Annotated in this window: 13 protein-coding genes; 2 read left to right on the forward strand and 11 right to left on the reverse strand. The window is 68.0% G+C overall.

From position 1 onward, the window contains the following. Positions 1-79 precede the first annotated feature (79 nt). From gmk to ACP7CK_RS10225, 9 genes are all read right to left on the reverse strand, one after another. A complete protein-coding gene (gmk, locus tag ACP7CK_RS10185) occupies positions 80-721 on the reverse strand; it encodes a guanylate kinase (protein ID WP_008262586.1) in 642 nt (213 codons plus the stop codon). Next, positions 711-1,595, reverse strand: a complete 885-nt coding sequence (locus tag ACP7CK_RS10190; protein ID WP_372704492.1) for a YicC/YloC family endoribonuclease — start codon at positions 1,593-1,595, stop codon at positions 711-713. Before ACP7CK_RS10190 ends, gmk begins: the two co-directional genes overlap by 11 nt. Beyond that, positions 1,592-2,752, reverse strand: coding sequence for an endolytic transglycosylase MltG (gene mltG / locus ACP7CK_RS10195; protein ID WP_426025939.1), 1,161 nt, complete (start codon positions 2,750-2,752; stop codon positions 1,592-1,594). Before mltG ends, ACP7CK_RS10190 begins: the two co-directional genes overlap by 4 nt. A 1-nt stretch (position 2,753) precedes the next feature. Further along, entirely contained in the window at positions 2,754-4,025 is a 1,272-nt protein-coding gene (gene fabF, locus ACP7CK_RS10200; RefSeq protein WP_426025940.1) for a beta-ketoacyl-ACP synthase II, read from the reverse strand. Between the two features lie 154 nt (positions 4,026-4,179). Next, positions 4,180-4,419: an acyl carrier protein gene (locus ACP7CK_RS10205; RefSeq protein ID WP_008264317.1), complete on the reverse strand. Its 240-nt coding sequence runs from the start codon at positions 4,417-4,419 to the stop codon at positions 4,180-4,182. Between the two features lie 170 nt (positions 4,420-4,589). Further along, positions 4,590-5,330 (reverse strand): 3-oxoacyl-[acyl-carrier-protein] reductase, encoded by a 741-nt coding sequence (fabG, locus tag ACP7CK_RS10210; protein ID WP_035308603.1) that lies wholly within the window; start codon positions 5,328-5,330, stop codon positions 4,590-4,592. Between the two features lie 79 nt (positions 5,331-5,409). Continuing rightward, entirely contained in the window at positions 5,410-6,381 is a 972-nt protein-coding gene (gene fabD, locus ACP7CK_RS10215) for an ACP S-malonyltransferase (RefSeq protein ID WP_426025941.1), read from the reverse strand. An 83-nt stretch (positions 6,382-6,464) separates the two neighbouring features. Continuing rightward, the gene (locus ACP7CK_RS10220; RefSeq protein WP_426025942.1) at positions 6,465-7,790 is read right to left on the reverse strand and encodes a cytochrome b/b6 domain-containing protein; all 1,326 of its coding nucleotides are present in this window, start codon (positions 7,788-7,790) and stop codon (positions 6,465-6,467) included. 81 nt (positions 7,791-7,871) lie between these two features. Continuing rightward, entirely contained in the window at positions 7,872-8,570 is a 699-nt protein-coding gene (locus ACP7CK_RS10225) for a YceI family protein (RefSeq protein WP_372704487.1), read from the reverse strand. A gap of 143 nt (positions 8,571-8,713) precedes the next feature. On the opposite strand from ACP7CK_RS10225, the gene ACP7CK_RS10230 reads away from it, so the two are divergent. Continuing rightward, positions 8,714-9,778 (forward strand): PA0069 family radical SAM protein, encoded by a 1,065-nt coding sequence (locus tag ACP7CK_RS10230; RefSeq protein WP_426025943.1) that lies wholly within the window; start codon positions 8,714-8,716, stop codon positions 9,776-9,778. On the opposite strand, the gene ACP7CK_RS10235 is transcribed toward ACP7CK_RS10230, so the two are convergent. Both ACP7CK_RS10235 and ACP7CK_RS10240 read right to left on the reverse strand, forming a co-directional pair. Further along, positions 9,775-10,185, reverse strand: coding sequence for a hypothetical protein (locus tag ACP7CK_RS10235; protein ID WP_426025944.1), 411 nt, complete (start codon positions 10,183-10,185; stop codon positions 9,775-9,777). The two genes, ACP7CK_RS10230 and ACP7CK_RS10235, sit on opposite strands and share 4 nt — an antisense overlap. Positions 10,186-10,194: 9 nt before the next feature. Continuing rightward, a complete protein-coding gene (locus ACP7CK_RS10240) occupies positions 10,195-11,439 on the reverse strand; it encodes a class I SAM-dependent RNA methyltransferase (RefSeq protein WP_426025945.1) in 1,245 nt (414 codons plus the stop codon). 246 nt (positions 11,440-11,685) lie between these two features. Between ACP7CK_RS10240 and ACP7CK_RS10245 the strand changes: the two genes are divergently transcribed. Next, positions 11,686-12,357 (forward strand): glycine zipper 2TM domain-containing protein, encoded by a 672-nt coding sequence (locus ACP7CK_RS10245; RefSeq protein ID WP_008262332.1) that lies wholly within the window; start codon positions 11,686-11,688, stop codon positions 12,355-12,357. Positions 12,358-12,504 lie beyond the last annotated feature (147 nt).

Below are 12,504 nucleotides of genomic sequence, written 5' to 3' on the forward strand. Positions count from 1 at the left end.
ACCGCGGCGGCACTGTTCCCCCTCCGCCGGCCGCGGTGTCGTTGTTCTTTCCAGGTCGATTGCCCGGATCGGGTTCTTCTCAGACCGGCTCGCGCAGCAGGGCGGCCTTGTAGTCGCCCACCCACAGATTGCGGAAACGACGCGACCGTTCGGCATGATAGATGTGCGCCAGCTCGGCGTAAGACCGGTCGAAATCCTCGTTGACGATCACATAGTCAAAGGCGTCGCAGTGTTCGATCTCGCCCTTGGCGTTGGCGACGCGGCGCTCGATCACGTCGTCCGAATCCTGCGACCGGGTGATCAGGCGACGGCGCAGTTCTTCCAGGCTGGGCGGCAGGATGAACACCCGCACCGCATCCTCGGGGCATTTCTCGGCCACGTCCCGCGCGCCCTGCCAGTCGATGTCGAACAGCACGTCGCGACCCTCGGCCAGGGCGCGGTCCACGGGGCCGCGCGGGCTGCCGTACAGATTGCCGTGCACATCGGCCCATTCCAGGAAGGCGTCGGCGTCGATCAGCTTCTGGAACCGCTCACGATCGACGAAATTATAGTCGCGCCCATCGACCTCGCCCGGCCGGATGCCGCGGGTCGTCATCGACACGGACAGCTCCAGCCCGCCGTGATCCGCCATCAACCGGCGGCACAGCGACGTCTTGCCCGCGCCCGACGGGCTGGCGACGATCAGGAGGACGCCCCGGCGGGGCGTGCGTTCATTCGACATTCTGGACCTGTTCACGCAACTGTTCGATGACGGCCTTCAGTTCGAGGCCGATTCCGGTGAGCGCGGTCGTAGCCGATTTCGAGCAGAGCGTGTTGGCCTCACGCATGAATTCCTGCATCAGAAAGTCCAGTTTCCGCCCGGCGGGCGCCGAGACCAGCAGTTGCCGCGCCGCATCGATATGGGCCGTCAGCCGATCCAGCTCCTCGCGTACATCCGCCTTGGTCGCCAGGGCCGCCGCTTCAAGGAAGATTCGGTCTTCCAGACCCGGCGCATCAGGGGCCAGTTCTGACATGCGGCGGCTGAACCGATCGCGGATGGCGACGACCTGGGCCTGGGCTTCGCCTTCCGCCTGGGCAACCAGGGCCGCGATTCGACGGATGAACTCTTCCAGCACCGGCGTCAGCTGCACGCCTTCGCCCTCGCGCGAGGCCTTCAGCGCGTCCAAGGCCGCTTCGACCGTTCCGGCCATGGCGGCTTCCAGGATGGCGCGGGCTTCGGGGTCGTCCACCTCTTCCGGGGCCTCGATCACCCCGCGCAGGGCCAGAAGGCCGTCGGCCGACGGCGGGGTCGCCCCGTCCTCGGCCAGCTCATTGGCCAGGGTCAGATAGCGGGCCAGGACCGCCGCATTGATGGTGACGGCCGCCTCGCCGGTCTCGACCCGTTTGGCCTGAACGCCGATGGTGACCTGGCCACGCGCCAGACGCGCCTGGGCCGCCGCCTTGGCGGCCCGTTCCAGACCATCGAATCCATTGGGGCCGCGGAACCGGACCTCCAGATTGCGGCCGTTGACCGAGCGGGCCTCGACGGACCAAGTCCAGCCTTCGCCCGCCCCGTCCGCCCGGCCGAAGCCGGTCATGCCGGACAGCCGGCTCATGGCGCGCCTCGCGAGGCGCCGACGGGAAGGGTCAGGGTCGCTTGCCCGGACGTCTGAGGCGTCGGCTCGGCCGGTTCCGCCATCGGGACAGCGCTGGTTCCCGGCGCGACCGGCGCCGGCGCCTCGGGCGGCAATCCGGCCTTCTGGCGCTCGATCTGACGCCAGCGGGCCACATTGCGCAGATGCTCCTCATAGGTGGCGGCGAAGGCGTGACCGCCCGATCCGTCCGCGACGAAGAACAGGGCCTGTTCAGCCGGCGGATTCAGCACGGCCTGCAGCGCCTCCTTGCCCGGATTGGCGATGGGCGTCGGCGGCAGGCCGTCGATCTGATAGGTGTTCCAGGGCGTCTGACGGTCCAGCTCCGACCGACGGATGCCCCGCCCCAGCGGACGACCCTGGGTGACGCCATAGACGATGGTCGGATCGCTCTCCAGCCGCATCCCCTGACGCAGCCGGTTGGAAAACACTGCCGCCACCCGCGGACGTTCCGCCGCCAGGCCCGTCTCCTTTTCGACGATGGAGGCCAGGATCACCGCCTCCTCGGGGTTTCGCACCACGGTGCCCGGTCCGCGTTGCGCCCACAAAAGTCGAAGATTCTCGCTGGCGGCCCGCTGCATCCGGTCGATCACCGACTGGCGCGTGTCGCCGCGTGCGATCTCATAGGTGTCGGGCCACAGGCTGCCTTCCTCCGGCAGGACATCGACCGTGCCGGTCAGCACCGGCTCCTTGTTCAGGATGTCGAGCGCCTGGGCCGAGGACCAGCCTTCCGGCAGGGTCACGAAATGGCGCACCACCCGGCCATCGACCAACAGTTTGAGCACTCCGCCCAGCGACGTACCCGAGGGCACCTCGTATTCGCCGGCGCGCAGCTTGCGGTCCGCCCCGGTGAAGGTCGCCGCCGCCTTGAACAGGTCGGTCGAACGGATGACCCCCGCTGCCTTCAGCTGGGCGGCGATGGCCGAGACGCCCGACCCGCTGGCCAGGGTCACGACCGTGCGGTCTCCCTGACGGGCGCCAGGCCCCGGGCCGAAGTAGACGCCCCAGACAATCGCCAGGGCGGCGATCAGGAACAGGCTGAACGTCGCCGAGGCGGTCAGCAACGTCACCGTCAGACCCGAACCGCCCCGCACCCTTTCAACCCGCCCCCGTCCGAACATGTCAGTCGACCTTCTTGAAGATCACCGAGGCGTTTGTGCCCCCGAAGCCGAAACTGTTGGACATGGCGACATCGATCTTCATCGGCCTGGCCTTGTTCGGGACCAGGTCGATCGGCGTCTCCATCTCCGGATCATCCAGGTTGATCGTCGGCGGCGCCACCTGGTCCCGGATGGCCAGGACACAGAAGGCCGCTTCTATGGCCCCGGCGGCGCCCAGCAGGTGGCCGGTCATCGACTTGGTGGAACTGACGGCCAGGTTCTGGGCGTGATCGCCGACCAGTCCCTCGATCCCCTTCAGCTCGATCCAGTCCGCCATGGTCGAGGTGCCGTGGGCGTTGACATAGTCGAGGTCCGACGGCTGCATTCCGGCCCGCTTCAGCGCCATCTTCATGGCCCGCACCCCGCCCTCGCCGTCCTCGGACGGGGCGGTGATGTGGTGGGCGTCGCCGCTCATGCCGTAGCCCACGATCTCGGCGTAGATCTTGGCCCCGCGCGCCTTGGCGTGTTCGTATTCCTCCAGCACCAGGATCCCGGCGCCCTCGCCCATGATGAAGCCGGCGTGGCCCCGGTCGTAGGGACGAGACGCCTTGTCCGGCGTGTCGTTATAGGCGGTGCAGAGAGCCTTGCAGGCCAGGAAGCCGGCGATGCCCAGCGGCACGACCGAGCTTTCCGCCCCGCCCGCCACCATCACGTCGGCGTCGTCCAGGGCGATCATCCGGGCCGCATCGCCGATGGCGTGGGCGCCGGTGGCGCAGGCGGTGACGACCGCATGGTTCGGCCCCTTCAGGCCGTGGCGGATAGAAATTTGCCCGCCGGCCAGATTGATCAGGGCGCTGGGGATGAAGAAGGGGCTGACGCGGCGCACCCCCTGTTCCTTCAGCACGATGGCCGTCTCGGCGATCGCGCCCAGGCCGCCGATGCCGGAGCCGACCATGACGCCGGTGCGTTCCTTGTCCTCGTCGGTCTCGGGTTTCCAGTCCGCGTCGGCCAGGGCCTCGTCCGCCGCCGCAATGGCGTACAGGATGAAGTCGTCGACTCGCTTGCGGTCCTTGACCGACATGATCTTCTCGGGGTCGAAGTCGCCTTCGCCGCCGCCGCCGCGCCCATCCACGCTCGGCACTTCGCCGGCGATGGTGCAGCCATAGCCCGTGGTGTCGAAGGCGGTGATCGGGCGGATGCCCGACCGTCCCTCGACGATGCCCTTCCAGCTCTTCTCGACACCCCAACCCAGGGGGGTCAGCAGACCGATGCCCGTAACGACGACGCGGCGCATGGTGCGTGCTCCTAAAATTCTCCAGTCCGAACCCGGAGAATCACTTCGGATTCGCATGGGTCAGAAACAGTAAAGGCCGCCGGGCGTCTCCGCTAGGAGCGCCGGGCGGCCCTGTGAACCGTCGGCCCAGCGGGCCGCCAGTCGGGGGCTGAAATCAGCCGGCCGACTTTTCGTCGATGAACTTGACCGCATCGCCGACCGTCTGGATGTGCTCGGCGGCGTCATCCGGGATCTCGATGTCGAATTCTTCTTCGAAGGCCATCACCAGCTCGACGTTGTCGAGCGAGTCGGCGCCCAGGTCGTCGATGAAGCTGGCTTTTTCCGTGACCTTGTCCGGATCGGCGTCCAGGTGGTCGATGACGATCTTGCGAACGCGCTCGAGGGTGTCGGACATGAGTGTCTCTCTGCCTGTTTGAAATCGCCGTAGAGGCGGGGGTAGCTTGTAAATCGCCGTCTCACGGCAGCGAAGGCGACGCAAGCCCGAAAGCCCGAACCGCCGTTGCGTTCTGCCCTTTAGCACAGGCTTTCGGGCAAGAAATAGTCTGTTGAATTTCGTGATCGCGATCAGATCATCGCCATGCCGCCGTTCACATGCAGGGTCTGGCCCGTGACATAGGCCGCTTCGTTCGACGAAAGATAGACGGCGGCGGCCGCGATCTCGTCGCCGGTCCCCAGCCGACCGGCCGGAATCCGGGCCAGAATGGTCTCGCGCTGCTGCTCGTTCAGCACATCGGTCATCGGCGAGGCGATGAAGCCCGGCGCGATGCAGTTGACGGTGATGCCGCGCGATCCGACCTCCTGCGCCAGCGACTTGGAGAAGCCGATCATGCCGGCCTTGGACGCGGAATAGTTGGTCTGGCCCGGATTTCCGGTGACGCCAACGACCGAGGTCACGCCGATGATTCGGCCCGACCGGCGCTTCATCATCCCCTTCACCGCCGCGCGGGTCAGGCGGAAATAGCTCTCCAGATTGATCTGGATGACCGACTGGAAGTCCTCGTCCTTCATCCGCATCAGCAGGCCGTCCTTGGTGATGCCCGCATTGGCCACCAGGATGTCCAGGGCTGAGCCCGCCGCCGTCTCGGCCGCGTTCACCAGATTGTCGACCGACTCGGGGTCCGACAGGTTCGCCGTGGCGAAATGCGCTCGTTCGCCCAGTTCCTTGGCCAGGTCCGCCAGCACCGCCTCGCGCGTGCCCGACAGCACCACGGTCGCGCCCTGGGCGTGCAGCGCCCGCGCCACCGCCCCGCCGATCCCGCCCGTCGCGCCGGTCACCAGCGCGGTCTTGCCTGCAAGATTGAACATCTGTGTCTCCGAAGTGCCGAGTGATTAGTGGCGAGTGGCGAGAAAAAGCAAAGAGGCGGGGCGAACGACTCGCCACTCGTCACTCGCCACTCGTCACTCCCTTGACGAAGGCTTCCAGCTCTTCCGGCGTGTTCAGCGGCAGGCATTCTGCGTCCGGCGCAATCCGCTTGGCCATGCCGGTCAGCACCTTGCCCGAGCCGATCTCGACGAAGCGCGTCACGCCGCCCCCGTCTTGCGAATCTGGGGTCGCCATCCACTCCATGCTCTCGCGCCAGCGCACACGGCCGGTCACCTGCTCCACCAGTAGCCGGCGAATGACCTCAGGATCGCTTTCCGGCCGCGCCAGCACATTGGCCACCACGGGCACGACCGGCGCCAGGATGGTCGCCGACGCCAGGGCCGCCGCCATCTCGTCCGCCGCCGGCTGCATCAGCGGGCAGTGGAAGGGCGCCGAGACGTTCAGCGGGATCGCCCGCGCGCCCAGTTCCTTGGCCTTCTCGATGGCCCGGTCCACGGCCGCCTTCTCGCCCGAGATGACGATGTTCCCGGCGTTGTTGTCATTGGCGACCACGCAGACGCCCAGTTCGGCGCCCGCCGCCGCCGCGGCCTCGGCCAGGGCCAGGTCGGTCTTGGGTCCGATCAGCGAGGCCATGGCCCCCTGCCCCACCGGAACCGCGCGCTGCATGGCCTGGCCGCGCAGCTTCAGCAGCCGCGCCGTGTCCGACAGCGAGATCGCTCCCGCCGCCGCCAGGGCCGAATATTCGCCCAGCGAGTGACCGGCCACATAGGCCGCCGTCGCGACGTCGAAGCCGAACTCGACCTTCAGCACCCGGATCGCCGCCACGGAGACCGCCATCAGGGCGGGCTGGGCGTTCTCGGTCAGGGTCAGCTGGTCCTCGGGGCCTTCGCGCATCAGCACCGACAGTTTTTGGCCCAGGGCTTCGTCCACCTCGGCGAAGACCTCGCGGGCGGAGGCGAAGGCGTCGGCCAGTTGCGCGCCCATGCCGACGGCCTGGCTGCCCTGTCCCGGAAACAGAAGTGCGAGGGTCATCGACCGCTCCCTGAATCATTGATCAAGGCGCGGACCCCTAAGGCCTGACTTCCCTCAGGGCAAGCGGCGGCGCATTCGTCGCCTTAGCCGACCCGCCGCGCCGTGACCTTGATCTGGACGCCGATCATCTTCGACACCCAGTCCCCGGTCGCGTCCGACTCCATGCCCATGTCCAGCGCCGTGCGGTCCAGCTCCAGCCGGCCGTCCACCGCGGCGACGCCGCCGGTTTCTCGGAAAGTGAAGGGCAGGACGACCGGCACGGTGGTCGTCTTGATCCGCAGCCTGCCCGGCGCCTCATAGCGGTCGCCGCCCAGGGCGCGGAAGCCCGTGGTCTCGAACCGGGCGGTCGGATACCGGCTCGGATCGAACCATTCGGCGCCTTCAAGCGAGCCCTCCTGCGTCGGGTCGCCGGTCCGGGCCGACGCCGTCTGCACCGTGATCACGGCCTTGGATCCCGCCAGATCCGCCGGATCGAACCAGACCTGGCCCTCCCAGCGTTCGAACCGCCCCTTGAAGGCCGCGCCCGCATGGGTTCCGCCGAAGGCGATGCTCGAGGCGGCGGAGTCGATGGTCCAGGCGGCGGCCGTCCCCGGCGTGACCGGCGCCTCCGCCGAGACCGGGCCTGACGCCGGCGCCGAGACCGGAGCGGGCGCCTCCGTCCGGGTCATCTCCAGACCGGGCATGGCGTAGGGCCGCGCCGCCACCGCGCCCGCAACGGCTACGACGGCGATCAGGGCCACGCCCACGCCCCGCTCGGCCCAGGGGGAGGACGGCGCCGAACCCGATGGCTCGTGTTCCGCCTTCAGGCCAGGCTTGAGAAACGGGACCATGTGCGACAGCACGCCGTCGCGATCCACGAACTGATGCTTCAGCGCCGCCCCGACATGCAGGGCGACCAGGACGACCGCGCCCCAGGCCATCGCCGCATGCGCCCCCATGGCCTGGAAGGCCAGGGCCCGTTTCACGCCCGCCGCCAGTTCGGCCACGCCCGGCAGGTGCGGGATGGGAAACAGGCCGAACCAGCTGGTCGCCACCTCCAGCGCCCGGTCCTGCGACACGGCCCAGCCGGCCGAGACATACAGCCACCCCGTCAGCGGCAAGGCCAGCATCAGGGTGTAGAAGGCCACATGGGTCGTATGGGCGGCGAAGGCCTCCCACCGCTTCATCCCGGGCGGCAGGGCCGCCCCCCGGTGCGTCAGCCGCCAGACGATCCGCACCACGGTCAGGGCCAGGATCAGGAAACCGATCGACTTGTGGATCTGAAACACCCGATAGGCCAGGGCCTGGCTGTCGGGCTGCTCGATGGCCGCAGTCATCCACCACCCCATCGGAATCATCGACAGGATGCAGACGGCGATTACCCAGTGCAGGGTGACGGCGACGGCGGAATAACGATGGGCGGCGGTCATGAGCGGTCTTCGATCAGGCGAAAATGAGCACGGTGGCGGAGCCTGCCTCCGCCGCCGTTTCGGTGGTCTAGGTGCGGACGATCAGTTCGCCGGGGCGGCCGGGGCGGCCTGCTGGATGAACTCGCCGTCGAACCGGATCGTCACCTCGTCGCCGACCGGGCCCACGGCCATGCCGAAGTCGCTGCGCTTGAAGCGGCCCTCGGCGGCGAAACCGACGGCCGGAACCTGGGCGAACGGATGCCGTTCGATCTCGCCGTTGAAGGTCGCGTCCAGCGTCACCGGACGGGTCTGGCCCAGGAAGGTCAGGTCGCCCGTCACCTTGGCCGTGCGCGCCCCGGTCTGTTCAACCGAGGTCGATACGAATTTGATCGTCGGGAAGGCCTTGGCGTTCAGGAACTTGGCGTTATTCGCCATGTCGTCGTTCCAGCTGTGGAAGCCGGTTCCCGCGTGCGAGGCCTCGTAGTCGGCGGGATAGGCGGCGTCGACCGAGGTCGGATCGATGGTCGCCGTGATCCGGGAGTTCCCGAGATTGGCCGGATCCAGCGTCAGCGTCGCCTCAAGCTTGTCGAAACGGGCGGTGTAGTTCGAGATGGTGTTGTGCAGCACCGACCATTGCAGCGTCGCATGGGTCGGATCCAGCGCATAGACGCCGGCGGGCGCCTTCAGCGCCACGGCGGCTTCGGCCTCGGCGGCAGGCGCCGTGACCGGCGCCTCGCCCGGACGGTTGCAGGCGGCCAGCAGGGCCAGAAGGGACAGGGCCGCCAGATGTCTGATCGTCATGCGAAACTCCTCGACTAAGGTTCGCCATTAGCGGCGCCATATCCATACAGCAACTGAAACTGTGTCTTATGTTTGGCTTGTTGCGAACGATATGCAGAACAAATGTTCTTGCTATGTTCTCTTTCCTGATCCATCCTCGTCTCATGAAATCCGCCAAGGGAAGAGGCGCGCGTTCGAATGCCACAGGCCGTTACGAGCCCGAACAGCATGAGTCGTTCGACGATGGCTGGACGAACGACGACGCCCAGGCCGCGCCGCTGCGCACCACCCTCACGCCCGAACACGCCCGCACCATCATCGCCCGGAACGACAGTCCCGACATCGGCTTCGACCGCTCCATCAACCCGTACAAAGGTTGCGAACATGGCTGTATCTACTGCTACGCCCGTCCGTCCCATGCCTGGATGGGCCTATCCCCGGGCCTGGATTTCGAGAGCCGGATCTTCTTCAAGCCCGAGGGCGCACGTCTGCTGGAACAGGCCTTCCTCGCCCCCCGATACCGGTGCAAGCGCATCCACATAGGCGGCAATACCGACCCCTATCAGCCGGTCGAACGTGATCTGAAATCGACCCGCTCGATCCTCGAGGTCATGCGCCGGTTCAACCACCCGTTCAGCATCATCACCAAGTCGGTGCTGATCGCGCGCGACGCCGACATTCTGGGGCCGATGGGCCAGACCGGCCTGGCCTCGGCCTTCGTCTCCATCACCACCCTGGACCGGGGCCTGGCCCGCGCCATGGAGCCCCGCGCCTCGACCCCGGCCAAACGGCTGGAGGCGATCAGCCGCCTCGCCGATGCGGGCTGTCCGGTCGGCGTCGGATTCGCCCCGGTCATTCCCGGCCTGAACGACCACGAACTGGAATCCGTGCTTGAGGCGGCGGCCAAGGCCGGGGCCACGCGGGCCATGTATGTCACCCTGCGCCTGCCGCTGGAGATCAAGGATCTGTTCCGCGAATGGCTGGCCGACGCCCGCCCCGACCGCGCCGCCCGCGTCATGTCGCTGATTCGCCAGACGCGCGGGGGCAAGGATTATGACGCCGACTGGTCCCAGCGCATGAAAGGAACCGGCCCCGTCGCCGAACTGATCGGCGCCCGCTTCAAGGCCGCCGTCAAACGCTACGGCCTGGATACGCCGCTGCGACTGCTGGACGAAACCCAGTTCCGCGTCCCCGCCGACGCCCGGCCGCAGCTGGAGCTGTTCGGTTAATCGGCGTCCGCCGCCGACGAATCGACGGCCCGCGTCACCAGATCGCGCCAGGTCGGGTCCGTGTCGTCGACCAGATCGACGTCCTCCATCAGGGCCACCGCCCCCTCCCCGTCCGGCAGGATCAGACCCAGGATCTCCATCTCCTCGCCGTCCGGCCCCAGATGGCTCTCGGCCTGGACCGCGACCGCCGCCTGTTCGCCGTCCTCCTCCCACCAGATCACCGGCTGGGGCAGGTCCATGGCGATGGGGCGTGGATCGTCGGTCTCGCCCAGGGCGAAGACGGCCCGGCGCGCCTGGACGTCGTCCAGCGTCGCCACCGCCCCGACGAAGGGCTTCAGCCGGCTCCAGTCGTCGGCGTCGAACCCGCCGCCGTCGTCTTCAAGCCCGTCTTGCAGATCGTCGTCCATATTCACGGCCTACCGCTTGAAAACACTGACCAGTTCGACATGGGCCGACCACAGGAACTGGTCCACCGGCGTGACCCGCTCCAACCGGAACCCGGCGTCGATCAGCACCCGCGCATCCCGCGCAAAGGTCTGCGGATTGCACGACACCCCGACCACCACCCCGGCCTTGGTCCCGGCGATCTGGGCCGTCTGGTCGATGGCCCCGGCGCGCGGCGGGTCGAACACAATGGCCTCGCACCCCTTCAGGTCATAGGGTGTCAGGGGCCGCCGGAACAGGTCGCGCGCCTCGGCGGTGATCGCCTTCATCCCCTTGGCCGAGCCCACGCCCGCCTTCAGGGCCTCGATCCCCGCCTTGGACGCGTCGGCCGCGATCACCGGCGCCACCGTCGCCAGCGGGAAGGTGAAGGTCCCGGCGCCGCAGAACAGGTCGGCGATCTTCCTGGCCCCCTTCACCGCCGCCACGGCCCGCTCGACCATGGCCGCCTCGGCCTGGGGCACGGCCTGCAGGAAGCCCCCCGCCGGCAGGGGCACGGTCGCGGGACCGAAGCCGATCTTCGGCTGGCGCGCCATCACCAGGGTGTCGCCCGCCAGGCTCAGTCGCGCCAGATCGGCCCGGTGCGCCGCCGCTATGGCCCGCATCTGGGCGTCGGCCGACAGCCCGCCGCCCGAGCGCCGCTCGACCCCCGTCACATCCACGTCCAGCCCCGACAGGGTCCAGGTCACGTGCAGGGTCGGCGCCGACTTGGGATGCTCCAGAAAGGCCGCCGCCACCTCGGTCAGGGCCGGTATGGCGCGGATGATCCGGGGATCGGCCACCGGGCATTCGCGCACTTCGACCAGACGCCACGACCGCCGCGCCTTGAAGCCCAGCACCACCCGGCCGTCCTGGGTCCGGCGTGCGTGCAGGGCTGCGCGCCGCCGCGTCCCGGGCGGGCTCGCCACCGTCGCCTCGACCTCGGTCTCGATCCCCTCGCGCGCCAGGGCCAGCCGCACCTGCTCGCGCTTCCACTCCAGATAAGGCTTGTCCGCCCAGTGTTGCAGCGAACACCCGCCGCAGTCGCCGTACTGGGGCGACACCGGCGCGATCCGGTCCGGACTGGGGGTCACGATCTCGACCTGCTCCAGCCGCCCGTCCACGACCTCGCCCCGCACCGTCTCCCCCGGAAGGGTCAGGCCGGCGAAGACCGGCCCCTGCGGCGTCTCGGCGACGCCGTCGCCCTGTCCGCCGACGCGGCTGATCGTAAAGGTCTGCATCGCCGGGCTTCTAGCCGCGACGCCCCTCCACGCCAAGCCACGGCCAACTAACACGGCCTCAAGCAGCGCCAAGCGCGATAGGCCAACAAAGATGTCGCGAAGCGCGATAGGCCCTTCAAACATGAACGAAAATGAACGGATCGCTCAAAAGCTGTTCAGCTTCACTCCCTTAAACCCCAATGCAACAGACAGCCGGTCCACCCGTTCAGCCCTCGTCACTGAACGTCCGACCATAAGGGGTTGAAGATGCGTCTTTCCACCAAGTCCCTCGCCGCCGTCGCGGCCTTCACCCTCGGCGCCGTCGCCGCGCCCATGGCCGCCTCGGCCCAGAGTTACGGCTACAGCCAGAACTACGGCACTGGCGCCTACGCTCCCTCTTACGCCTACGGCAATGGCTACCAGCAACGGCAATACGACCCCTGCGCCCGTGAGCGTCAGGGCCGCACGGGCGCCGGAGCCGTCGTCGGCGGCGGCGCTGGCGCGGTCATCGGTTCGCAGCTGGCCGCGCGCGGCCGCCGTACCGAGGGCAGCATCCTGGGCGGGGTTCTGGGCGCCGTGATCGGGTCTCAGGTCGGCCGCTCCAGCTCCGACGCCTGCCGCTCGTACCAGAGCAGCTACGGTCAGCAGGGCTACTACAACCAGAACGGCTATGCCCAGAACGGCTACAGCCAGCCGAGCTATTACGACGACCGCTACAGCGGCGATCAGGGCTATCGCTACGACGATTATGACCGTCGCGGCGACTATGTCCAGGATCGCGGCTACTACGACGACCGGTCGCGCCCGGTCGATTCCTATCAGAATTCAGATGGATGCCGTCTGGCCGAAAGCCAGATCCGTCTGCCCGATGGTCGCACGGACACCCGTTACGTCCGCACCTGCCCCGACCAGTACGGCCGCTATCGCGTCGTCGATTAATTTTCAGCCCCCCTGTCGATCGACGACGTGACGGAAGCCGCCGGAGGAGAAATCCTCCGGCGGCTTCTTATTTTTAAGGGGGCTATCGGCCTTCGGCCTGCTTGAGCCCGTCTCCTCCCCACTTGTAGGGAGGGGGATCGCGCGAAG

Source organism: Brevundimonas sp. TSRC1-1, from assembly GCF_049898245.1.
Taxonomy (GTDB): Bacteria; Pseudomonadota; Alphaproteobacteria; order Caulobacterales; family Caulobacteraceae; genus Brevundimonas; species Brevundimonas mediterranea_A.

Coding starts and splice junctions, on each gene's coding strand:
- ACP7CK_RS10235 (WP_426025944.1), bottom strand. CDS start 10,185: ATGGACGACGATCTGCAAGACGGGCTTGAAGACGACGGCGGCGGGTTC.
- ACP7CK_RS10190 (WP_372704492.1), bottom strand. CDS start 1,595: ATGAGCCGGCTGTCCGGCATGACCGGCTTCGGCCGGGCGGACGGGGCG.
- ACP7CK_RS10220 (WP_426025942.1), bottom strand. CDS start 7,790: ATGACCGCCGCCCATCGTTATTCCGCCGTCGCCGTCACCCTGCACTGG.
- ACP7CK_RS10225 (WP_372704487.1), bottom strand. CDS start 8,570: ATGACGATCAGACATCTGGCGGCCCTGTCCCTTCTGGCCCTGCTGGCC.
- gmk (WP_008262586.1), bottom strand. CDS start 721: ATGTCGAATGAACGCACGCCCCGCCGGGGCGTCCTCCTGATCGTCGCC.
- mltG (WP_426025939.1), bottom strand. CDS start 2,752: ATGTTCGGACGGGGGCGGGTTGAAAGGGTGCGGGGCGGTTCGGGTCTG.
- fabG (WP_035308603.1), bottom strand. CDS start 5,330: ATGTTCAATCTTGCAGGCAAGACCGCGCTGGTGACCGGCGCGACGGGC.
- fabF (WP_426025940.1), bottom strand. CDS start 4,025: ATGCGCCGCGTCGTCGTTACGGGCATCGGTCTGCTGACCCCCCTGGGT.
- ACP7CK_RS10205 (WP_008264317.1), bottom strand. CDS start 4,419: ATGTCCGACACCCTCGAGCGCGTTCGCAAGATCGTCATCGACCACCTG.
- fabD (WP_426025941.1), bottom strand. CDS start 6,381: ATGACCCTCGCACTTCTGTTTCCGGGACAGGGCAGCCAGGCCGTCGGC.
- ACP7CK_RS10240 (WP_426025945.1), bottom strand. CDS start 11,439: ATGCAGACCTTTACGATCAGCCGCGTCGGCGGACAGGGCGACGGCGTC.
- ACP7CK_RS10230 (WP_426025943.1), top strand. CDS start 8,714: ATGAAATCCGCCAAGGGAAGAGGCGCGCGTTCGAATGCCACAGGCCGT.
- ACP7CK_RS10245 (WP_008262332.1), top strand. CDS start 11,686: ATGCGTCTTTCCACCAAGTCCCTCGCCGCCGTCGCGGCCTTCACCCTC.